Source organism: Burkholderia sp. R-40, from assembly GCF_049942845.1.
Classification (GTDB): Bacteria; Pseudomonadota; Gammaproteobacteria; order Burkholderiales; family Burkholderiaceae; genus Burkholderia; species Burkholderia ambifaria.
Window position 1 is genome coordinate 2534300 of the sequence record NZ_CP187968.1, and the last position, 21158, is coordinate 2555457.

A 21158-nucleotide genomic window follows, 5' to 3' on the forward strand; every position below is an offset into this window, starting at 1 on the left:
GGCACTCGTCGCCGGGCCCGAAATGAGGGTCGTGCACGTTGCGCTTGCCGTCGGCCGGCGGGGCGTCTAAGTTGAACCAGGCCCATGGCGATGGCGGGTAAATGACGTGAGAAGCCCGTTATTTGTCCGATGATAAGACCCGCGAAGAGGTCGACCCGCGCGGCGCGCCCGAACCGGCGCGCCTGCGGCTGCATGACGGCGCCGCCGAGAATGCGCGGCCGGCGCCCGCATCGACAGTGTTTGCAATACAGCAAAAACAGGATCGCCGGCCGCGTGCGGCATGGCTACCGGTCGGGCATGGCGCATGCGGAATGCGCGTCCCCGAACCACGCTCCCCAACGATCAACATCCGACCATGTCCACGCCACCCGACAAACCCAATTCGCGCCGCCGTTTCCTGCGCACGTCGGTCGCGCTCGTGCCGATCGCGTCGGTCGCCGGTTGCGACCTGCGCTCGTCCGCGACCACGGCCGGCAATGCGTCCGCCACGTCGGCCGGCGCCGAACGCGCGCCGTACAAGCCGACTTTCTTCGATGCGAAGGAGTGGGCGTTCGTCCAGGCCGCCGTCGACCGGCTGATCCCGGCCGATGCCGAGGGCCCCGGCGCGCTCGACACCGGCGTGCCCGAATTCATCGACCGCCAGATGGAAACCCCGTACGCGCACGGCGCGACGTGGTACATGCAGGGGCCGTTCCAGCAGGGCGTGCCCGAGCTCGGCTATCAACTGAAGCTGGTGCCGCGCGACATCTACCGGCTCGGCATCGCGGCGGTCAACCGCTATTGCGAAAAGGCGCACGGCAAGACGTTCGCCGACCTCGACGCACCGACCCGCGACACCGTGCTCGGCGCACTGGAGAAGGGCGGCGCGCAGATCGACGACGTGCCGTCCACCGTGTTCTTCGGCCAGTTGCTGCAGAACACGCGCGAAGGCTACTTCTGCGATCCGGTGCATGGCGGCAATCACGACATGGCCGCGTGGAAGATGATCGGTTTTCCGGGCGCGCGCGCCGACTTCATGGATTTCGTCAACCAGAACGGCAAGCCGTATCCGTACGGCCCGGTTTCGATCAACGGGGAGCGCAGCTGATGGCCGCGGAAAAGAAGCCGCACGTCGATGCGGTGATTGTCGGCTTCGGCTGGACCGGCGCGATTCTCGCGAAGGAACTGACCGAAGCGGGCCTGAACGTCGTCGCGCTCGAGCGCGGCGAGTATCGCGACACCTATCCGGACGGCGCGTATCCGAACACGATCGACGAGCTGACCTACAACGTTCGCAAGAAGCTGTTCCTCGATCTGTCGAAGACGACCGTATCGATCCGCCACGGCGTGCAGGACACCGCACTGCCGTACCGGCAGCTCGCCGCGTTCCTGCCGGGCGAGGGCGTCGGCGGCGCGGGGCTGCACTGGTCGGGCGTGCACTTCCGGATCACGCCGGAGGAGCTGCGCCTGCGCAGCCACTACGAAGAGCGCTACGGCAAGAAGTTCATCCCGGAAGGCATGACGATCCAGGACACGGGCGTCAGCTACGACGAGCTCGAGCCGTATTTCGACTTCGCCGAGAAGGTGTTCGGCACGTCGGGGCAGGCGTACAAGGTCGGCGGCAAGGTGGTCGGCGACGGCAACGTGTTCGAGGCGAACCGCAGCGACAACTTCCCGCTGCCCGCGCAGCTCAACACCTATTCGGCGCAGCGCTTCTCCGACGCGGCGAAATCGCTCGGGCTGCATCCGTACCGGCTGCCGTCGGCGAACACGTCGGGGCCGTACACGAACCCGTACGGCGTGCAGATGGGGCCGTGCAACTTCTGCGGCTACTGCAGCGGCTACGCGTGCTACATGTACTCGAAGGCGTCGCCGAACCTGAACATCCTGCCCGCGCTCAAGCAGGTGCCGAACTTCGAATTACGCTCGAAGTGCCACGTGCTGCGCGTGGACCTCGACGACACGAAGAAGCGCGCCACGGGCGTCACCTACGTCGACCCGGCCGGCCGTGAAGTGCATCAGCCGGCCGATCTCGTGATCGTCGCCGCGTTCCAGTATCACAACGTGCACCTGCTGCTGCTGTCGGGCATCGGCAAGCCGTACGACCCGATCTCGGGCGAAGGCGTCGTTGGCCGCAATTTCGCGTACCAGAACCTGTCGACGATCAAGGCGTTCTTCGACAAGGACACCTACACGAACCCGTTCATCGGCACGGGCGGCAACGGCGTCGCGGTGGACGACTTCAACGCGGACAACTTCGACCACGGCCCGCTCGGCTTCGTCGGTGGCTCGCCGCTGTGGGTGAACCAGGCCGGCGTGAAGCCGATCAGCGGCATCGCGACGCCGCCCGGCACGCCGCAGTGGGGCTCGGCGTGGAAGAAGGCGGTCAAGGACAACTACGCGCACACGATCTCGATGGACGCGCACGGCACGAACATGTCGTACCGCGACGTGTACCTCGACCTCGATCCGACCTATCGCGATTCGTACGGCCAGCCGCTGTTGCGGATGACCTTCGACTGGAAGGACAACGACATCCGGATGGCGCAGTACGTGACCGGGCAGATGAAGAAGATCGCGGAGGCGATGGGGCCGAAGGCGATCGGCGTGTCGACGCGCGAGTTCGGCAAGCATTTCAATTCGCGCGCGTACCAGACGACTCACCTGGTCGGCGGCGCGATCATGGGCACCGATCCGAAGACGAGCGTGCTGAACCGCTACCTCCAGTGCTGGGACGTGCACAACGTGTTCGTGATGGGCGCGTCGGCGCTGCCGCAGGGCATCGGCTACAACCCGACCGGGATCATCGCCGCGCTGGCCTACTGGTCGGCACGCGCGATCCGCGAGCAATACCTGAAAAATCCCGCCCCGCTGGTGACCGTATGAAGAGGACCGTGAACCATTACAACGCCGCGCGCGGCATGTCCCCGCTGCGGCGCGCACTGGCGATCGGCACGGCCTGGGCGGCGCTCGGTCTCGCCGGCGGGTCGGCCTTCGCGCAACCGGCGGCGCCGGCTTCGGGCCGGGCAGCCGCACCGGCCGCACAGTCGGCCGACGCGGCCCTCGTCAAGCGTGGCGAATATCTGGCCCGCGCCGGCGACTGCATCGCGTGCCACACGGCGAGCGGCGGCAAGCCGTTCGCGGGCGGCCTGAAGTTCGACACGCCGATCGGCGCGATCTATTCGACCAACATCACGCCGGACCCGAAGACGGGCCTCGGCGGCTGGACGCTCGACGATTTCACCCGCGCGGTGCGCGAGGGCGTCCGCAAGAACGGCGACACGATGTATCCGGCGATGCCGTTCCCGTCCTACGCGCGTCTGACCGACGACGACATGAAGGCGCTCTACGCGTACTTCATGCACGGCGTGGCGCCGGTCGAGCACGAGAACCGCGCGGTCGACATCGTGTGGCCGCTGTCGATGCGCTGGCCGCTGACGTTCTGGCGCAAGCTGTTCGCGCCGACGCCGAAGCCGTTCGATGCGACGCCGTATACCGATCCGGTGATCGCGCGCGGCGCGTATCTGGTGGAGGGGCTCGGCCATTGCGGCGCGTGCCACACGCCGCGCGCGGTGACGATGCAGGAGCGCGCGCTGACCGATGCGGGTGGTCTTGACTTCCTGGCCGGCGGCGCGGCGATCGACGGCTGGGTGCCGACGAGCCTGCGCGGCGAGCCGCGCACCGGGCTCGGCGCGTGGACCGAAACCGAGATCGTGCAGTTCCTGAAGACTGGCCGCACGCTGCGCACGGCCGCGTTCGGCGGGATGACGGACGTGGTCGGCCACAGCATGCAGCACATGACCGACGACGACCTCACCGCGATCGCACGCTATCTGAAGACGCTGCCGCCGCGCGTGCAGGGCGAGCAGCCGCACGTGTACGACGCGGCCGCCGCGAAGGCGCTGCAGGGCGGCGACGCGAGCAAGCCGGGCGCGGCCGTCTATCGCGACAACTGCATGGCCTGCCACCGCAGCGACGGCCACGGCTACACGCGCGTGTTCCCGGCGCTCGCCGGCAACCCGGTCGTGCAGGGCGAGGATCCGACGTCGCTGATCCACGTCGTGCTGGAAGGCAGCGCGCTCGCGGGCACGCGCACCGCGCCGTCGACCTTCACGATGCCGCCGTTCGGCTGGCGCCTGTCGGACCAGGAAGTCGCGGACGTGTCGAACTTCGTGCGCACGAGCTGGGGCAATACGGGTGCGGCGATCACGGCCGCGCAGGTCGCGAAGGTGCGCAAGAGCGGGCCGTCGACGCGACCGGAGCCGCCGCCGGGCGCGCGGTTCCCGCAGGCATCCCGCTGACGCGGGCGGCGGGGCAGCCGCCCCCGCCGATCAAGCCTCTCGTGGACTCGCGGCGCCGGGCCGGCGCGCGTGACACGTTCCTTCCGACCGGGGTAGTACCCCGCCATGGCACGCCGCCGCGTGAAAATTTCGCGGCGGCGCGCCATTTTTTCGCCTCATCCCTTATCCTTTGCCTCTTGAACCTTACTAAATCGTTACAAGAACCTGGGAGGGGGGATGCCTCATGACGTCAGCCTGATTGCGTTGCTCGCGGCCGGTTTCGGTCTCGCGATGATCTTCGGTTACCTCGCGTCGCTGCTGAAAATGCCGCCGCTCGTCGGCTATCTGCTCGCCGGTATCGTGATCGGCCCCGGCACGCCCGGTTTCGTCGGCGACCTGTCGCTCGCGCAGCAGCTTGCCGAAGTCGGCGTGATGCTGCTGATGTTCGGCGTCGGCCTGCATTTCTCGCTCGGCGATCTGCTCGCGGTGCGCAAGATCGCGCTGCCGGGGGCAGTCGTCCAGATTACCGTCGCGACGCTGCTCGGCGGCGGGCTTGCGCTCACGTGGGGCTGGAGTCTTGGCGCGGCGCTCGTGTTCGGGCTTGCGCTGTCGGTGGCGAGCACGGTCGTGTTGTTGCGCGCGCTCGAGGGGCGCGGGCTCGTCGAGACGGTCAACGGGCGCATCGCGGTCGGCTGGCTCGTCGTCGAGGATCTCGTGATGGTGCTCGTGCTCGTGCTGCTGCCGCCCGTCGCGGGGTTGCTCGGCGGCACGCCGCCCGGCGACGCGCACGCAGCCGGCGGCAGCGTGTGGGGCACGCTCGGCGTCACGATGCTGAAGGTCGCCGCGTTCATCGTGCTGATGCTGGTGGTCGGCAAGCGCGTGTTCCCGCGCATCCTGTGGCTCGTCGCGCGTACCGGTTCGCGCGAGCTGTTCACGCTGTGCATGATCGCGGCCGCGGTCGGCATCGCGTTCGGCGCGGCGAAGCTGTTCGACGTGTCGTTCGCGCTCGGCGCGTTTTTCGCCGGGATGATGATGCGCGAGTCGGAGTTCAGCCGGCGCGCGGCCGACGAGACGCTGCCGCTGCGCGACGCGTTCTCGGTGCTGTTCTTCATTTCGGTCGGGATGCTGTTCGACCCGACAGTGCTGCTCACCGAGCCGCTGCACGTGATCGAGGTCGCGGCGATCGTGCTGATCGGCAAGACGCTCGCGGCGGTCGCGCTCGTGATTGCGTTCCGTTATCCGCTGAACACCGCGCTGACGGTCGGCGCGGGCCTCGCGCAGATCGGCGAGTTCTCGTTCATCCTCGCGGGTCTCGGCCGGGCGCTCGGTTTGCTGTCGGCCGAGGGGCAGAGCCTGATTCTCGCGGTTGCGCTGATTTCGATCGCGATGAACACGCTGCTGTTCGCGATGATCGATCCGGCGCTCGCCTGGATTCGCAAGCATTCGGCGTTCGCGCGCAAGCTCGAGGCACGCGACGATCCGCTCGCCGCGCTGCCGATGTCGACGCCGCAGACGCACCTGACCGGTCAGGTCGTGATCGTCGGCTACGGCAAGGTCGGTACGCGCATCGCGCATGCGCTGGACGAGCGCGGGATCGCCTATGTCGTCGTCGAGCAGAACCGCGAGCTCGTCGAGAAGCTGCGCGCGGACGGCGTCGCGGCCGTGTCCGGCGACGCGATCGAGCCGGTCGTGCTCGTGCAGGCGCATATCGCGCGTGCCGGGATGCTGGTCGTCACGCTGCCGGACGTATTCGACGTGCGGCAGATCGTCGAGATCTCGCGCACGCTGAACCCGACGCTGGAGGTCGTGCTGTGCACGAACAGCGGCGACGAGGCCGACTTGCTGGCGAGCGAGGGCGTCGGCACCGTGTTTATGGGCGAGAGCGAACTCGCGCGCGGGATGACCGAGCATGTGCTCGGGCGGATGGTGAAGCCGGTGGCGGCCGCGCATTGACGGTTGCGCATGCGCGTATTCGACGGGCCTGTCACACGCGCGGCCGCGTTCGCGCGGGTAGCGGGATCGCGCCGGATGTCGGGACCGCGCCGGCTGGACTGCGCCGGGTGTCGGGGTTGCGCCGGGTGTCGGGACTGCGCCGGGTGTCGGGATTGAGCCGGCCGTCGGGATTGAGCCGGCCGTCGGGACTGCGCCGGGGTGTGGGGATTGCGCCGGCTGTCGGGACTACTCCGGCCGTCGGGACTGCGCCGGCCGTCGGGATCGCGCCGGCCACCGGCACGGCGGCAGAGCACATGAACGGCATTCGACGCGGCGACTAGCGGACGCATTCGCCGGCCGGGTCGCCGCGCCCGGTATCAACCGGCGGGTTTCAGCCCGCCGCCTTCACCTGTACGGTCGCGCCGGATTGCGCGGCCGTCTTCACCGGCGTCGCCGCCTTCTGCGCGGCCGCCGTCTTCGGCTGCGCCGCTGCCTTCGGCGCCGCGCCCGGCTTCTGCGGGGCCGCGCCCCTGGCCGGCGCGTTCGGCGTCGGCTCGACCGGTGCATCGGGCGGCACGCCGAGCAACTGCAGCGCGCCGCTCGTGACCGACGAAAACACCGGGCCGGCCACCGTGCCGCCGTAATAGCCCTTGCCGCGCGGCTCGTCGATCATCACTGCGACGATCAGGCGCGGGTTGCTCATCGGCGCCATCCCCGCGAACAGTGCGCGGTACTTGCCCTTCGCATAGGTCGCGCCGACCTGCTTGCGCGCCGTGCCCGTCTTGCCGCCGATCCGGTAGCCGTCGACGCGCGCGCGGCGCCCCGTGCCGCCTTCGCCGACCGCCGACTCGAGCATCGCGCGGATCGCCGCCGCGGTTTGCGGCGACGTCACGCGGTGCCCGCGGCGGGAATCCATCGTCAGCGGATCGGTGCCGCTCTTCAGCAGCGACACCGGGTGCAGCGTGCCGTCGCCCGCATAGGCGGTGTAGGTCTGCGCGATCTGCAGCAGCGACATCGACAGCCCGTAGCCGTACGCCATCGTCGCCTGCTCGATCGGCCGCCAGCGCTTGTAGCCGCGCAGGCGGCCCGATGCGACGCCGGGGAACGTCAGCTCCGGCGCGCGGCCGATCCCGTATTCCTGGTACTTGTTCCAGATCGTTTCAGCGGGCAGGTTCAGCGCCAGCTTGGCGAGCGCGACGTTGCTCGACTTCTGCAGCGCCTCCGACACGGTCAGCGAGCCGTGGTTCGACGTGTCGTGGATCACGGCCGGGCCGATCTTGTAGGTGCCCGGCGACGTGTTGATGATCGTGTTCGGCGTGACCTTGCGCTCGTCGATCGACAGCGCGACGACGAGCGGCTTGATCGTCGAGCCGGGCTCGAACGTGTCGATCACCGCGCGGTTGCGCAACTGCTGGCCGGTCAGCCGGAAGCGATCGTTCGGATCGAAGGTCGGGTAGTTCGAGAGGGCGAGGATTTCGCCGTTCTGCGCATCGAGCACGACGACGCTGCCGGCCACCGCGTTGTTCTCGAGCACCGCGGCCTTGAGCTGGCTGAACGCGAGCTGCTGGATGCGCCGGTCGATCGTCAGTTCGATCGTCGCGCCGTGCTGCGCGGGGACGAGCGGGCGCGTGTCGGACACGATGCGCCCGAGCCGGTCGCGGATCACCTCGCGCTGCCCGGACGTCCCCGACAGCCGCGCATTCGCCGCCAGTTCGACGCCTTCCTGGCCCTTGTCCTCGACGTTGGTGAAGCCGACCACGTGCGCGGCCGACTCGCCTTCCGGATAGAAGCGCTTCGAATCGGCGATCTGCGTGATGCCGTCGATCGCGAGCTTGTCGAGCCGGCCCGCGGTATCGGCGTCGACCTGCCGCTTCAGCAGCACGAACGTACGGTCGTTGCGCAGGCGGCGTTTTATTTCCGCGAGCGGCATGTCGAGCAGCTTCGCGAGCTGCGGATAGTCGATGTCGGCAACCTGTTTCGGGTTCGCCCAGATTTCATAGGTCGACAGGCTGACCGCGAGCATCGCGCCGTTGCGATCGACAATGCGGCCGCGCATCGCGTCGAGCTCGATCGTGCGCTGGTAGCGCTTCTGGCCTTGCCCGACATAGAAATCCTGGTTCGCGACCTGCACCCAGAACGCGCGTCCGATCAGCGCGGCGAATCCGAGGGACACCATGATCACGACCAGTTTCGAGCGCCACATCGGCAGGCGCGACGCGAGCATCGGATGCTTGGTCGCGGCGGCGTACGGATCGGCGGGGTGGGTCTTCTTTTTCACGCTCATGCAAGGGCCGGGTCGGGCCGCCGGACGGCGGCAAGTCAGTCTGAATAATGCGATTGTAATAAAGGAGTAAACATTGTGTGGGGAAAGTATGTTTCGGCCCCGGAAAAGAGGCGCGGCGGGGAGCGGGGGACTAGGAGGAAAGCGGGAGGAAGTCAGGAGGGCGGCGCGGCGCCAACCGGGAAAAAATCGACGGCGCTCGTTTCGATTATCCGACCCCGATTAATTTCGAGACGACAAAATAAAAATCGCCTCGAAGCGAGGCGATTTTATTTCTGAATATCGAAATGAATATCACGGAAACCGGAATAAACCCCAAAACCGCAGAGGATTGCCGTCGGAAATATCTAGCGCGCGACGGAAGTAAATTCGTGGTTTTCCGAGTCCACCTTGGAGCGATCGACCGCCTGCAGGCGCCACGCGCCTTCCGGATGCTCCCCGGCGAGCACCGCGGGGCCCTGCTCGCGCTGCGTTGCACTGGAGGAAAGACCCTTCAACTGGCACACGGCCTTCCCGCCGTCCGCCGGGCAGAGGGCCATGGCACCCTCCACGTCCCGGACCTTGCCCCAGGTCGGAAGATCGATGCCCTGGTGTGCCTCGCGCGACCACAGCCCCTCGTCGGTATCGACCCACAGCACTGCGAACGCGTGTCGGGTTGCCGATTCGCTGCCGTTAATGCGAATAGTGAGGCGCATTGGATCGTCTCCTGAAGAAAAAGACACATTTGACCGTTTGGGTTTGACCAGTCTAGATAGACTGTGGTGAAACGCAAGTGATAATCCTCAATAAATCCCGATTAATTTTATTGGCGTTTGCAGATGGAACGACGTCTGACGATTCGTCGGGATCCGACGTCGCGCGCACACGGAGGCCACGGCGTGAACCGCGCGCCGTGACCGGACGATGGCTACCGCGGACATGCGATGACTCGGGGGAAGTCCCGGTCGACGCCGCGCGCCGAAGAGAAGGCCGACGGGCGGCCCTGGCCAACCGATCGCGCCCGCGCCGCGAAGGCCGACCGACCGGACGTTTGAACGATCCGCCAGCCAGCCGGCACGACACACTCCGACATTCGCGTACAAATCCGCACACTTTCACGAAACTTTCGGGACAGACTTGCGGGCGATCGGGCCCCACACTGCGAGTTTCCCGATCCTGCGCCGTGGACGCCCGTCCTTGGCGCGCTGCCGAGACGCAATCGACCCGATCGCGGGCCGGAGCGCGATCGGGACTGCCGGGGCGAGCGTCGGCCCCGGCCCGGCCGAGCGCCGCAGGCGACCTCGCCATCCGGGGCAGCCGCGCTGTCCGGCCGATTCTTCGAAGGAGACTATCGTGCTGATCTGGAAAACCGCGTTGTCGCTCAACTGGCGCACGAGCCTCGTGTCGCCGGCCAGCGCACCGGTCGCGGCGGCCAACGTCGGACACCTGGTGCTCACCGGCGCCACCGGCTTCATCGGCAGCACCGTGCTGACGGCGCTCGTCAATGCAGGATTGCTCGAACGGATCGTGTGCGTCGTGCGCGCCGAGAATCGCGGCCATGCGGTCGCGCGTCTGCGAGAAGCGGCGCTGCGCGCGGGGCTCGCGCCGTACTGGGCGTCGCGTCTGGGCGACGCGAACGTGGTCGTCGGCGCGCTCGGCGACGTCTGGCAGGGCGCCGACGCACCGCGTCTCGCCGGCGCGACGCACGTGATCCACTGCGCGGGCCATGCATCGCCGGCCGATGGCGCCCACCTGCAGGCGGACATCGCCGACTCGCTGGGCTTCGCCGCTCGCTTCGCGCACACGCCGCGGCTGCAGCGTTTCGTATATGTCGGTACCGCGTATGCGCATGCGGGCCGCGGCGGGATCGTGCATGAGGATGCGACCGGCCTGGCGGCGAGCGGCGCGGTGCAGGGCGGCGACGGGCTGCCGGGCGCGGTGCTCGCGGCGGACTACCTGCACGCGAAGGCGCAAACGGAACAGCGCCTGCGCGAACTCGGACTGCCGCTCGTCGTCGTGCGTCCGTCGCACGTCGTCGGTCACACGGTGCTCGGCACGCGTCCCGCGCCGAATTCGTTCTGGATGTTCCGCGTCGCGCATGCGGCGCGCCGCTTCACCGCGCGGCCGATGACGCGCATCGACATCGTGGCGGTCGACGACGTCGCGCGTGCGACGATGCTGCTGGCCGTGAAACCGACGCTGATGCACGACGTGTACCACGTGTCGGCCGGCGACGACGCGCCGCAGGTCGCGCAGATCGTGCGCGCGATGGATGAAGCGGCGGGCATGACGGGCGCGCCGCGCTACGCCGCTTGCGCGCCGGCCGAACTGCCGCTCGTGGTGCGCGACGTGCTCGGGCGATCCGATCCGGCGCTCGAGCGCGTGATCGGCCGGGCGTTGCAGCGTTGCGCGGAATTCGCGACGGTCGATCGCGTATTCGACAACCGCCGCGTGCGCGACGAAATCGATTTCGAGCCGCTGCCGTTCATCGATTACGTCGAGGAATGCATGCGCACGTCGCGCGGCGTCGCGGTGACCGAGCTGATGCGCGGCGCGCTGCACTGACCGCGCGCGCGATCCCGGGCCTGCCGGTTCGGTTCGCCGCCGCTCGCCGCGGCCCGGTGACGGCAGGCGCTACGACGCGTTGCCGAGCTCGATCAGCCGATCGAGCGCACGGTAGACGTCGTCGAGGCCGTCTTGGCCGAAACGCGCTTCGAGCTGACGGTACTGCTCGTCGATGCGCGGACCGATTTCGGTTACCAGTTTCCTGCTTTGCGGCGTCAGGCTCACCAGGAGCCGGCGCTGATCCTCCTGCGCGCGTGTGCGCGTAATCAGGCCGTCGCGTTCCATCCGTTCCAGCACGCCCGTCAGACTCGGGCTCAGGATGCAGCAGCGGCGCGCGATCTGTCCCGCTTCGAGCGCATGCGCAGGCTCGCCGTCGAGCACGCGGATGATCCGCCATTGCTGTTCGGTCAGCGCGAATTCCTTGAGAATGGGGCGGAACAGGCCCATCAGCGTTTCGCGGGCCTCGAGCAGCAGCATGGCCAGGTTGCGATGGTCGAGCGTACGGTTCATCGGGGGTGGGGAATGGACGGGGACGCATCAATCTTAACAGCCGATGGTGACGAATTTCGTGAATCAGGGTAATCGAGGTTGTCAGCGCGCGATTGTTTACTTAAGATGTTAAGTATTGACGATGCGCCGCGACGCGCGGCAGGGGAATGACGCATGGAGCTGTCTTGCAGGACCGCCGCGGCGCCGCCGCTGCCGGTCGCCATCGGTACCGTCTACGGCGCGCTGCTCAACGAGCGCGCGGCACTCGACGCGCTCGGCGACGCCGTGCACGCGCCGCCTTACGGCCGCCCGCCGCAGGCGCCGATCCTGTACATCAAGCCGGCCAACACGCACGCGGCGGACGGCGCGGCCGTCGTGGTGCCGGCCGGCGTCGATGCGCTGGAGATCGACGCGTCGGTGGCCGTCGTGTTCTCGCGGCGCGCGACGCGCGTGCCGGCTGGGCAGGCGCTCGACTACGTGCACGGTTTCACGCTCGCGAGCGATGTGTCGGTGCCGCATCCTGATTACTACCGTCCCGCTGTGCGCTTCAAGTGCCGCGACGGCTTTTGCCCGCTGGGTCCCGCGATCGTGCCGGCGGCGGCGTTTGCCGACGTCGACGCGATTGGCCTCACCGTGCGAATCGACGGCGACACGGCTATGTCCGCTTCGACGGCCACGCTGATTCGCCCGGTGCGCGAACTGATCGCCGACGTGACGGCCTTCATGTCGTTCGATGCGGGCGACGTGCTGCTGCTCGGGGTCGCGGGCGGCGCACCGCGCGCCCGCGCGGGCAGCACGATCGAGATTGCGGCCGCCGGCATCGGCACGTTGCGGCATACGCTGATTGCGGAGGACGCACGATGAAGACGGCACGCGTGATCTACAACGGCGCACTGCATGCGGCCGAGCCGGCCGGCGACGGTGCGATCCGCCTCGACACGGGGCGCGTGCTGGCCGAGCACGACGTGACGTGGCTGCCGCCCGTCGCGCCGCGCACGACGTTCGCGCTCGGTCTGAACTACGCGGACCACGCGAAGGAACTCGCGTTCAAGGCGCCAAGCGAGCCGCTGATCTTCCTGAAGGGGCCGAACACGTTCATCGGCCATCGGTCGCGCACCGTGCGCCCGACCGATGCGACGCACATGCACTACGAGTGCGAGCTGGCCGTCGTGATCGGCCGTCCGGCGCGCAACGTGAGCCGCGCGCAGGCGATCGACTACGTCGCCGGCTACACGGTCGCGAACGACTACGCGATCCGCGACTATCTCGAGAACTACTACCGCCCGAACCTGCGCGTGAAGAACCGCGACACCTGCACGCCGCTCGGGCCGTGGTTCGTCAGCCGCGACGAGATCGGCGATGCGGGCGACCTGATGCTGCGCACGACGGTCAACGGCCAGGAGACGCAGCGCGGCAGCACGCGCGACATGATCTTCGACGTGCCCGTGTTGATCGAGCACATCAGCGGCTTCATGACGCTCTCGCCGGGCGACCTGATCCTGACCGGCACGCCGGAAGGGCTCGCGGACACGAAGCCGGGCGACGAGGTCGTGACCGAAATCGAAGGGATCGGCCGGCTCGTGAACACGATCGTCGGCGAAGCAGACTACTATCGCGCCGGCTGAGCCCGTCGCCCAAGGAGAGCACATGACCATCAAGCACTGGATCGACGGCCGCGAAGTCGAGAGCCGCGAGACTTTCACGACGCTGAACCCCGCGACGGGCGACGTGATCACCGACGTCGCGTCGGCCGGCGAGGCTGAAGTCGACGCGGCCGTGCGCGCGGCGAAGGCCGCGTTTCCCAAGTGGGCGAACACGCCCGCGAAGGAGCGCGCGAAGCTGATGCGCAAGCTCGGCGAGCTGATCGAGAAGAACGTGCCGATGCTCGCCGCGCTCGAGACGCAGGACACCGGCCTGCCGATCGCGCAGACGAGCAAGCAGCTGATTCCGCGCGCGTCCGAGAACTTCAACTTTTTCGCGGAAGTGTGCGTGCAGATGAACGGCCGTACCTATCCGGTCGACGACCAGATGCTGAACTACACGCTGTACCAGCCGGTCGGTGTGTGCGCGCTGGTGTCGCCGTGGAACGTGCCGTTCATGACCGCGACGTGGAAGACGGCGCCGTGTCTCGCGCTCGGCAACACGGCCGTGCTGAAGATGTCGGAGCTGTCGCCGTTGACGGCCGACCAGCTCGGCCGGCTCGCGCTCGAAGCCGGCATTCCGCCGGGCGTACTGAACGTCGTGCAGGGTTACGGCGCGACCGCCGGCGATGCGCTGGTGCGCCATCCGGACGTGCGCGCGGTGTCATTCACGGGCGGCACGGTCACGGGCAAGCGGATCATGGAACGCGCGGGCCTGAAGAAGTATTCGATGGAGCTCGGCGGCAAGTCGCCGGTGCTGATCTTCGACGATGCCGATTTCGATCGCGCGCTCGACGCGTCGCTGTTCACGATCTTCTCGATCAACGGCGAGCGTTGTACGGCGGGCTCGCGGATCTTCGTACAGCGAACGATCTACGATCGCTTCGTGCAGGAATTCGCGCGGCGCGCGAACAACCTGGTGGTCGGCGACCCATCCGATCCGGGCACGCAGCTCGGCGCGATGATCACCCGCCAGCACTGGGAGAAGGTGACCGGCTACATCCGGATCGGCGAGCAGGAAGGCGCGCGCGTGGTCGCGGGCGGCGCGGACAAGCCGGCGGGCCTCGCCAGCCATCTGCGCAACGGCAACTTCGTGCGGCCGACCGTGTTCGCGGACGTCGACAACCGGATGCGCATCGCGCAGGAAGAGATCTTCGGGCCGGTCGCGTGCCTGATCCCGTTCGACGACGAGGAAGAAGGGCTGCGGCTCGCGAACGATACCGCCTACGGGCTCGCGTCGTACATCTGGACCCAGGACGTCGGCAAGGTGCATCGTCTCGCGCGCGGCATCGAGGCCGGGATGGTGTTCGTGAACAGCCAGAACGTGCGCGACCTGCGCCAGCCATTCGGCGGCGTGAAGGAGTCGGGCACCGGGCGCGAGGGCGGCGAGTACAGCTTCGAGGTGTTCGCCGAAATCAAGAACGTCTGCATCTCGATGGGTTCGCATCACATTCCGCGCTGGGGCGTGTAACGGCGCGGGTCGTTGCGCCGCTAGAACGAACGATACGGAGACTCAACGATGGGCAAACTGTCCCTCGCCGCGAAGGTCACGCACGTGCCGTCGATGTACCTGTCGGAACTGCCCGGCAAACATCACGGCTGCCGCGACGCGGCGATCCGCGGTCATCGGCTGATCGGCGAGCGCTGCCGCGCGCTCGGCGTCGACACGATCGTCGTGTCGGACGTGCACTGGCTCGTCAACGCCGGCTATCACGTGAACTGCAATGCGAAGTTCGCCGGCACCTATACCAGCAACGAGCTGCCGCATTTCATCCGCGACATGCAGTATGCGTATCCGGGGAACCCGGCGCTCGGCCGGTTGATTGCCGAGACGGCCAGCGCGCGCGGCATCGCGACGCGTGCGCACGAGATCGACAGCCTCGAACTCGAATACGGCACGCTCGTGCCGATGCGCTACATGAACGGCGACCAGCACTTCAAGGTTGTGTCGATCGCCGGCTGGTGCATGTGGCATCAGCTCGACGAGAGCCGCCGCTTCGGCGAGGCGCTGCTCGAAGCGATCGAGAAGAGCGATTCGAACGTCGCGTTCCTCGCGAGCGGCTCGTTGTCGCATCGCTTCAACGACAACGGCAGCCCCGAGGAATCGATCCACCAGATCAGCCGCGAATTCTTCCGGCAGGTCGACCTGCGGGTGGTCGAGCTGTGGAAGCAGGGCGATTTCAAGACCTTCTGCGCGATGCTGCCCGAGTACAACGTGCATTGCCACGGCGAAGGCGGCATGCACGACACGGCGATGCTGCTCGGCCTGCTCGGCTGGGATCGCTACGACAAGCCCGTCGAGATCGTCACCGACTATTTCGCGAGCTCGGGCACCGGGCAGATCAACGCGATCTTCCCGCTCGCCTGAGCGCCGCATCACCTGACCGGAGCGTTGCCATGCCACACATCGTCGTCGAATACACCGCGAACATCCGCGACGACGCGCGCATCCCCACGCTGCTGCGCACGATCAACGCAACGCTGATCGCGCAGGGCGGCGTGTTCCCGACGGGCGGCATCCGCTCGCGCGCGATCGAGCTGCAGGATTACTGCGTCGCCGACGGCACCGGGGACGACGCGTTCGTCCATGTGACGCTGAAGATCGGCGCGGGCCGCAGCGACGAGACCAAAAAGGCCGCGTGCGACGCGCTGTTCGACGCGATCAAGGTGCATTTCGCGGAGCTGTACGCGAAGCGCTATCTGGCGCTGTCGATGGAGCTGACCGAGTTCAGCGAAAGCGGCTCGTACAAGCACAACAACATTCACGCCCGCTACAAGCGGGCCGACTGAACCCAATCCCGATCCGACCATGCTCGAACCCGCCCTCATCGACCAGCTCGCCCGGCGTCTGAACGACGCGGAGCGCGAGCGCACGCAGATCCGCCAGATCTCACTCGACCATCCCGACATCACGATCGACGACGCGTATGCGATCCAGCGCGCGTGGGTGGCCATGAAGCTCGCGGAAGGCCGCACGCTCAAGGGGCACAAGATCGGCCTCACGTCGAAGGCGATGCAGAACACGTCGCAGATCGACGAGCCCGATTACGGCGCGCTGCTCGACGACATGTTCTTCGACGACGGCGGCACGATCCCGACCGCGCGCTTCATCGTGCCGCGCGTCGAGGTCGAACTCGCGTTCGTGCTTGGCAAGCGGCTCACGGGGCCGCACTGCACGATCTTCGACGTGTATGACGCGGTCGATTACGTGGTGCCCGCGCTCGAGATCATCGATGCGCGCAGCCAGTCGATCGATCCCGATACGAAGCGGCCGCGCAAGGTGTTCGACACGATCGCCGACAACGCGGCGAACGCGGGCGTCGTGATCGGCGGGCGGCCCGTGCGGCCGCAGGACGTCGACCTGCGCTGGGTCGCGGCGATCATGTCGCGCAACGGCGTGGTCGAGGAAACGGGCGTCGCGGCCGGCGTGCTGAATCATCCGGCCAATGGCGTCGCGTGGCTGGCGAACCGGCTGTCGCGATTCGACGTCGCGCTGGAACCGGGACAGATCGTGCTCGGCGGCTCGTTCACGCGGCCGTGCGCGGCGCGCCAGGGCGATACGTTCAGCGTCGACTACGGCCCGCTCGGAACGATCCAGTGCTACTTCGCGTGAGGTGAGCGAGCGATGCAGATTCCGTCCAATGTCTTCAAGGCCGCGCTCGCGCGCGGCGACGCGCAGCTCGGGCTGTGGCTCGGCCTCGCGAATCCGTACAGCGCGGAAGTCGTCGCGGGCGCCGGTTTCGACTGGCTGCTGATCGACGGCGAACATGCGCCGAACACGGTGCCGACGATCCTCGCGCAGTTGCAGGCGATCGCGCCGTATCCGTCGCATCCTGTCGTGCGCGTGCCGTGGAACGATCCGGTGATCGTCAAGCAGGTGCTCGATCTCGGCGCGCAGACGCTGCTCGTGCCGATGGTGCAGAGCGCGGACGAAGCGCGCGCGGCGGTGGCCGCGACGCGTTATCCGCCGCACGGGATTCGCGGCGTGGGCAGTGCGCTCGCGCGCGCGTCGCGGTGGAATCGCGTCGGCGATTACCTGCACCGCGCGAACGACGAGATGGCCGTGCTCGTGCAGGTCGAGACGCGCGCGGGGCTCGAAGCGATCGATGCGATTGCGCGGGTCGACGGCGTGGACGGCGTGTTCATCGGGCCGGCCGACCTGGCGGCCGATCTCGGGCATCTCGGCAATCCGGGGCACCCGGACGTGCAGGCCGCGATCGACGGTGCGATCCGCACGATCAAGGCGGCCGGCAACGCGCCGGGCATTCTGAGCGCGGATGAGGCGGCGGCGCGGCGGTATCTGGAAGCGGGCGCGCTGTTCGTCGCGGTGGGCGTCGATACGACGCTGCTGGCGAGAAGTGCGCAGGCGCTGGCGGCGCGGTTCAAGGAGAAGGGTGAGGCCGTGAAGACGGGCGACGGGACGTATTGACGGAGCCGCGGCGAGCTGACCGACGCGATGCTCGACGCCGCGCGGCACTTGCAATGAGCGCGGCGCGCGCCGCTTCGCACGAGAACGGCAGGTCGTCGCGTGACGGATACCTGCCTATCGCACATGGTGCGCTTCATTCGAGCATAGAGTCCTTTAACCCGCTCGCCGTCCCGCTTCCATATACTTTCCCGGCGTCGTCCCCATCGCTCGCCGGAACATGTCGATGAACGCGCTCACGTTGTCGTAGCCGAGATCGAGCGCGATCGTCGTGACCGGCACGCCGTCGGCGATTTTCTCCAGCGCCCGCAGCAGCCTTGCCTGCTGACGCCATTGCGCAAACGTGAGGCCCGTCTCGGCGACGAAGCGCCGGCTCATTGTCCGTGCGCCAATGCCGGCCCAGTCAGCCCATTCCTCCAGCCGCCGGTTGTCCGCGAGATCCATGGCAAGCGCATCGGTGATCTTCATCAGCCGCGGGTCCTGCGGGCGGACCAGTCCCAGCGCTTCGGCCTTCGACGACACGATTTCATCGAGGATCACGTCGGCGATCCGCGTCTGCGCGGCATCCAGTTCCGAATCGCCCCAGCTGGCCGCGCGCTGCACGGCCTCGCGCAGCAACGGCGTCGTGCGGATCGCGCGCGGCGTGTCGGGCAATGCCGCGCAGCGCGCTTCGGCGACAAACGCCGACCAGCCGGAAATAGGCCCGAACGAGTGCAGCGAATGCCGGCAATGCGGCGGAATCCAGATTGCGTGGATCGCCGGCACGACCCACTCCTGATCGTCGAGGCCGATCGTCACCAGCCCGCTCTGCGCGCCGACCAGCTGACCACGCGCATGCGCGTGCGGCGGGGTCACGCGCGGGTCGCGCTGCGTCAGCACGGCGGCGACGACGAACGGGCCGTCGTCGGACGTGACGAGGTGGGCAGGCAGCAATGGATCGGACATGGCGGGATTTCCGTATCGAATGGCTTTTATACCGGAGATCGGCCCGTATTGCACGCCTACACTGCCTCCATCGACCACCACTGGAGGACTGCACGATGCGAGCCGAACACCTTCTCCCCGACCACGCCGACCGAATCGAGGCCGGCGGAACGACGATCCGCAAGGGCACCGTCGGCGCGTTCCTGGCGAACGCTCGGGTGCTGACCGATCCGCACGCGGCGCCCGCCGACCGCTCGCAAGCGGAAGCCGACACGATCGACGCGTTGCCCGCGCTGCGCGCGCTCGGCCTGTTCGACGTGCTGGACGTGCGCGATCCCGCGCTGCGTGCGTGGCTCGCCGCGCAATGATGCCCGCTCGAACAGTCGATCGAGCACGCCGTTTCAAGGAGACAGCATGAAAGCAGCAGTCGTAAAGAGCGCGGGCGAAAGCCCCGTCTATATGGAGTTCGAAGTACCGCACGCGATGCCGGGCCACCGTGCGGTCGCCATGACGGCGTCCGCGTTGAGCCGGCTCGCGCAGGGGCGCGCGTCGGGCACGCATTATTCGTCGGGAAGCGGCTATCCGTTCGTCGTCGGCGTCGACGGCGTGGGCCGGCTCGACGACGGGCAGCGCGTCTATATTTTCGGCGCCCCCGCGCCGTTCGGCACGATGGCCGAGCGCACGATCGTGCCCGACGCCCAGTGCGTGCCGCTGCCGGACGGGCTTGACGACGTCACGGCCGCGGCGATCGCGATTCCCGGGATGTCGTCGTGGGCGGCGCTGATCGAACGCGCACGCTTCGCGGCGGGCGAGACGGTGCTCGTCAACGGTGCGACGGGAACGTCGGGGCGGCTCGCGGTGCGGATCGCCAGACATCTCGGCGCGGCGGAAGTGATTGCGACGGGCCGCAACGCGGTTGCGCTGGAGGCATTGCTGAGTGCCGGCGCGGACGCCGTCGTGTCGCTGCAGCAGGACGACGCGGATCTGGCGCGTGCGCTCGAACCGCATTTCCGCGCCGGAGTGGACGTCGTGCTCGACTATCTGTGGGGCGCCAGCGCGCACGCGTTGCTGATCGCGGCGGCGAGGTCGGCGCCCGATGGCCGGCGGCTGCGCTTCGTGCAGATCGGCTCGATCGGCGGTGCGGACGTGCTGTTGCCGGGGGCCGTGCTGCGGGCGACGGCGATCGAACTGATGGGCAGCGGCCTCGGTAGCGTGTCGCCGGCGGGGTTGTTGGCCGCCGTGCGCGGCGTGTTCGCCGCGGCCGGGCCGGCACGGCTGACGATCGAGACGCGTGCCGTGCCGCTGTCGGCGGTCGGCGAACACTGGAACGATGCGAACAGTCTCGTGCGTACGGTGTTTACGATGCGCGACGGTGCGTGATCGGCATCGTCTCGCATCACATAGCATCGCAGGGCGGAGGCGGGCGACGATGCCTGCCTCCGCCCGCGCCGTCAGAACCGCTGCTGAATCCCCGCCGTCACACCCACCTGCGTGGTGCCATACCCGGCGAAATCGCGCGACACGCCGACCTTCTGCCCATGCTGCGCGATCGCGAACGCGCCGGCCGCGTACAGCACCGTGCGCTTCGACAGTGCATAGTTCGCCCGCACCGACACCAGCGTCGGATCCGCATCCGTGCCGCCCTTGATGTTCTGGTGATAGACGGCTGCGATCAGCGAGAACGTCGGCGTGAACTGGTACGACCCGCCGACCCAATACATGTCGCTCAACTGGTTCGCGGCGCTCGTGTGATACGTGCGCCGATAGTTGCGATAGCCGGCCATCGTCTTCAGGTCGCCGAAGTCGTAGCTCAGGCCCGCATGGATGCCCTGGATGTAGTTGACGGTATCGGCCGGCGTGACGCTGTCGGCCGCGCCGTTCTGCCGGTCGAACGTAACCACCGCCGCGAACGGGCCGGCCTCGTAGCCGAGCGCGAAGTCGTACTTCGAGCTGGTCTTCACGCTGCCCGGTACGTTGCCGAAGCCGTACAGCGCGCCGAACTTGAAGCCGCCGAATTCGCCGTCGTAGCGCACGGCGTTCGACGAACGCGTGAACAGGCCGTCCTTGCGGCCGCCGGTCGCCATCGACGACGTCGCCCACGAGTAGTTCTGCGCGTAGCCCATCGGGTCGAACGGCAGCATGTAGTCGTAGGTGACGGTGAAGTTGCGGCCGAGCGAGACTTCGCCCCACTTGCCTTTCAGGCCGACCGTCGCGCGGCGCGCGAAGATCGAGTCGGGGCCGTCGTCGGACGCGCCGTTGGCGAGATCGATCCCGCTTTCGAGGCGGAACACGGCCTTCAGCCCGCCGCCGAGATCCTCGGTGCCGCGCAAGCCCCAGCGCGACGTGTTCTTGTTGCCGGATTTCAGCTTGAACGAATTGCCGCCGTCCGGCGCCGCATGGTTCGCGTATTCGATGCCGGCATCCATGATCCCGTACATCGTGACCGACGACTGCGCGTGCGCGGCGCCTGCTGCGAGGCCGGCGACGGCAGCCGAGCCGGTAATGATAGCAGTGCGAATCGAACGTTCTGCGCGTGACTTCATTGACGGTGTCTCCTTGTTTGTTGTGGGTTGGGTGAAACGGATTGGGGTGAAACGGATTCGCAGGGATACGCGGCGCGCGACACGCCACGGCGGACGCCGCGAAGCGTCCGCCGATCCTGA

General features: G+C 67.9%; 19 protein-coding genes. 14 read left to right on the top strand and 5 right to left on the bottom strand.

Annotated elements, in window-relative coordinates:
* The first annotated feature begins 355 nt into the window (after positions 1-355).
* The 4 genes from ACP26O_RS27710 (at position 356) to ACP26O_RS27725 (ending at position 6212) form a co-directional block, all read left to right on the top strand.
* On the top strand, positions 356-1087 hold the full coding sequence (locus ACP26O_RS27710; protein WP_175662878.1) for a gluconate 2-dehydrogenase subunit 3 family protein: 732 nt from the start codon (positions 356-358) through the stop codon (positions 1085-1087).
* Entirely contained in the window at positions 1087-2865 is a 1779-nt protein-coding gene (locus ACP26O_RS27715) for a GMC family oxidoreductase (protein ID WP_426356345.1), read from the top strand. Before ACP26O_RS27710 ends, ACP26O_RS27715 begins: the two co-directional genes overlap by 1 nt.
* On the top strand, positions 2862-4280 hold the full coding sequence (locus ACP26O_RS27720) for a cytochrome c (protein WP_175662877.1): 1419 nt from the start codon (positions 2862-2864) through the stop codon (positions 4278-4280). Before ACP26O_RS27715 ends, ACP26O_RS27720 begins: the two co-directional genes overlap by 4 nt.
* A 216-nt stretch (positions 4281-4496) precedes the next feature.
* The gene (locus tag ACP26O_RS27725; RefSeq protein ID WP_011658666.1) at positions 4497-6212 is read left to right on the top strand and encodes a cation:proton antiporter; all 1716 of its coding nucleotides are present in this window, start codon (positions 4497-4499) and stop codon (positions 6210-6212) included.
* Positions 6213-6582: 370 nt separating this feature from the next.
* Here ACP26O_RS27725 and ACP26O_RS27730 read toward each other — a convergent pair whose 3' ends face one another.
* Both ACP26O_RS27730 and ACP26O_RS27735 read right to left on the bottom strand, forming a co-directional pair.
* Positions 6583-8475, bottom strand: coding sequence for a peptidoglycan D,D-transpeptidase FtsI family protein (locus ACP26O_RS27730; protein ID WP_126225289.1), 1893 nt, complete (start codon positions 8473-8475; stop codon positions 6583-6585).
* Positions 8476-8819: 344 nt separating this feature from the next.
* Complete coding sequence (locus ACP26O_RS27735) at positions 8820-9167, bottom strand: DUF3564 family protein (protein WP_105785119.1); 348 nt, start codon at positions 9165-9167, stop codon at positions 8820-8822.
* A 637-nt stretch (positions 9168-9804) separates the two neighbouring features.
* Here ACP26O_RS27735 and ACP26O_RS27740 point away from each other — a divergent pair.
* Positions 9805-11016: an SDR family oxidoreductase gene (locus tag ACP26O_RS27740; RefSeq protein WP_175662876.1), complete on the top strand. Its 1212-nt coding sequence runs from the start codon at positions 9805-9807 to the stop codon at positions 11014-11016.
* A gap of 69 nt (positions 11017-11085) precedes the next feature.
* Here ACP26O_RS27740 and hpaR read toward each other — a convergent pair whose 3' ends face one another.
* Complete coding sequence (hpaR, locus tag ACP26O_RS27745) at positions 11086-11526, bottom strand: homoprotocatechuate degradation operon regulator HpaR (protein WP_006754041.1); 441 nt, start codon at positions 11524-11526, stop codon at positions 11086-11088.
* Positions 11527-11679: 153 nt separating this feature from the next.
* On the opposite strand from hpaR, the gene ACP26O_RS27750 reads away from it, so the two are divergent.
* From ACP26O_RS27750 to hpaI, 7 genes are read left to right on the top strand one after another with little or no spacing between them, the layout of a single operon-like run.
* Complete coding sequence (locus ACP26O_RS27750; protein ID WP_175662875.1) at positions 11680-12369, top strand: fumarylacetoacetate hydrolase family protein; 690 nt, start codon at positions 11680-11682, stop codon at positions 12367-12369.
* Entirely contained in the window at positions 12366-13130 is a 765-nt protein-coding gene (locus ACP26O_RS27755; RefSeq protein ID WP_175662874.1) for a fumarylacetoacetate hydrolase family protein, read from the top strand. Before ACP26O_RS27750 ends, ACP26O_RS27755 begins: the two co-directional genes overlap by 4 nt.
* A 22-nt stretch (positions 13131-13152) precedes the next feature.
* The gene (gene hpaE / locus ACP26O_RS27760; protein ID WP_175654891.1) at positions 13153-14616 is read left to right on the top strand and encodes a 5-carboxymethyl-2-hydroxymuconate semialdehyde dehydrogenase; all 1464 of its coding nucleotides are present in this window, start codon (positions 13153-13155) and stop codon (positions 14614-14616) included.
* Between the two features lie 48 nt (positions 14617-14664).
* On the top strand, positions 14665-15513 hold the full coding sequence (hpaD, locus tag ACP26O_RS27765) for a 3,4-dihydroxyphenylacetate 2,3-dioxygenase (protein WP_175654890.1): 849 nt from the start codon (positions 14665-14667) through the stop codon (positions 15511-15513).
* Between the two features lie 29 nt (positions 15514-15542).
* Positions 15543-15935 (top strand): 5-carboxymethyl-2-hydroxymuconate Delta-isomerase, encoded by a 393-nt coding sequence (locus tag ACP26O_RS27770; RefSeq protein ID WP_175662873.1) that lies wholly within the window; start codon positions 15543-15545, stop codon positions 15933-15935.
* Between the two features lie 19 nt (positions 15936-15954).
* A complete protein-coding gene (hpaH, locus tag ACP26O_RS27775; RefSeq protein WP_175662872.1) occupies positions 15955-16758 on the top strand; it encodes a 2-oxo-hept-4-ene-1,7-dioate hydratase in 804 nt (267 codons plus the stop codon).
* A gap of 12 nt (positions 16759-16770) precedes the next feature.
* On the top strand, positions 16771-17574 hold the full coding sequence (hpaI, locus tag ACP26O_RS27780; protein WP_175662871.1) for a 4-hydroxy-2-oxoheptanedioate aldolase: 804 nt from the start codon (positions 16771-16773) through the stop codon (positions 17572-17574).
* 153 nt (positions 17575-17727) lie between these two features.
* On the opposite strand, the gene ACP26O_RS27785 is transcribed toward hpaI, so the two are convergent.
* Entirely contained in the window at positions 17728-18516 is a 789-nt protein-coding gene (locus tag ACP26O_RS27785; RefSeq protein WP_175662870.1) for an AraC family transcriptional regulator, read from the bottom strand.
* Between the two features lie 95 nt (positions 18517-18611).
* Between ACP26O_RS27785 and ACP26O_RS27790 the strand changes: the two genes are divergently transcribed.
* Together ACP26O_RS27790 and ACP26O_RS27795 are read left to right on the top strand one after the other, a co-directional pair.
* Positions 18612-18863: a hypothetical protein gene (locus ACP26O_RS27790; protein WP_175659345.1), complete on the top strand. Its 252-nt coding sequence runs from the start codon at positions 18612-18614 to the stop codon at positions 18861-18863.
* 46 nt (positions 18864-18909) lie between these two features.
* The gene (locus tag ACP26O_RS27795; RefSeq protein ID WP_175662869.1) at positions 18910-19875 is read left to right on the top strand and encodes a quinone oxidoreductase family protein; all 966 of its coding nucleotides are present in this window, start codon (positions 18910-18912) and stop codon (positions 19873-19875) included.
* A gap of 71 nt (positions 19876-19946) precedes the next feature.
* On the opposite strand, the gene ACP26O_RS27800 is transcribed toward ACP26O_RS27795, so the two are convergent.
* Positions 19947-21038, bottom strand: coding sequence for a porin (locus ACP26O_RS27800; RefSeq protein WP_175662868.1), 1092 nt, complete (start codon positions 21036-21038; stop codon positions 19947-19949).
* Positions 21039-21158 lie beyond the last annotated feature (120 nt).

Bases quoted from the DNA above. Each gene is read 5' to 3' on its own strand.
- ACP26O_RS27715 (WP_426356345.1), top strand. From the start codon at position 1,087: ATGGCCGCGGAAAAGAAGCCGCACGTCGATGCGGTGATTGTCGGCTTC.
- ACP26O_RS27730 (WP_126225289.1), bottom strand. From the start codon at position 8,475: ATGAGCGTGAAAAAGAAGACCCACCCCGCCGATCCGTACGCCGCCGCG.
- hpaH (WP_175662872.1), top strand. From the start codon at position 15,955: ATGCTCGAACCCGCCCTCATCGACCAGCTCGCCCGGCGTCTGAACGAC.
- ACP26O_RS27710 (WP_175662878.1), top strand. From the start codon at position 356: ATGTCCACGCCACCCGACAAACCCAATTCGCGCCGCCGTTTCCTGCGC.
- ACP26O_RS27750 (WP_175662875.1), top strand. From the start codon at position 11,680: ATGGAGCTGTCTTGCAGGACCGCCGCGGCGCCGCCGCTGCCGGTCGCC.
- ACP26O_RS27725 (WP_011658666.1), top strand. From the start codon at position 4,497: ATGCCTCATGACGTCAGCCTGATTGCGTTGCTCGCGGCCGGTTTCGGT.
- ACP26O_RS27785 (WP_175662870.1), bottom strand. From the start codon at position 18,516: ATGTCCGATCCATTGCTGCCTGCCCACCTCGTCACGTCCGACGACGGC.
- ACP26O_RS27735 (WP_105785119.1), bottom strand. From the start codon at position 9,167: ATGCGCCTCACTATTCGCATTAACGGCAGCGAATCGGCAACCCGACAC.
- ACP26O_RS27790 (WP_175659345.1), top strand. From the start codon at position 18,612: ATGCGAGCCGAACACCTTCTCCCCGACCACGCCGACCGAATCGAGGCC.
- hpaI (WP_175662871.1), top strand. From the start codon at position 16,771: ATGCAGATTCCGTCCAATGTCTTCAAGGCCGCGCTCGCGCGCGGCGAC.
- hpaE (WP_175654891.1), top strand. From the start codon at position 13,153: ATGACCATCAAGCACTGGATCGACGGCCGCGAAGTCGAGAGCCGCGAG.
- ACP26O_RS27720 (WP_175662877.1), top strand. From the start codon at position 2,862: ATGAAGAGGACCGTGAACCATTACAACGCCGCGCGCGGCATGTCCCCG.
- ACP26O_RS27755 (WP_175662874.1), top strand. From the start codon at position 12,366: ATGAAGACGGCACGCGTGATCTACAACGGCGCACTGCATGCGGCCGAG.
- hpaR (WP_006754041.1), bottom strand. From the start codon at position 11,526: ATGAACCGTACGCTCGACCATCGCAACCTGGCCATGCTGCTGCTCGAG.
- ACP26O_RS27800 (WP_175662868.1), bottom strand. From the start codon at position 21,038: ATGAAGTCACGCGCAGAACGTTCGATTCGCACTGCTATCATTACCGGC.
- ACP26O_RS27770 (WP_175662873.1), top strand. From the start codon at position 15,543: ATGCCACACATCGTCGTCGAATACACCGCGAACATCCGCGACGACGCG.
- hpaD (WP_175654890.1), top strand. From the start codon at position 14,665: ATGGGCAAACTGTCCCTCGCCGCGAAGGTCACGCACGTGCCGTCGATG.
- ACP26O_RS27795 (WP_175662869.1), top strand. From the start codon at position 18,910: ATGAAAGCAGCAGTCGTAAAGAGCGCGGGCGAAAGCCCCGTCTATATG.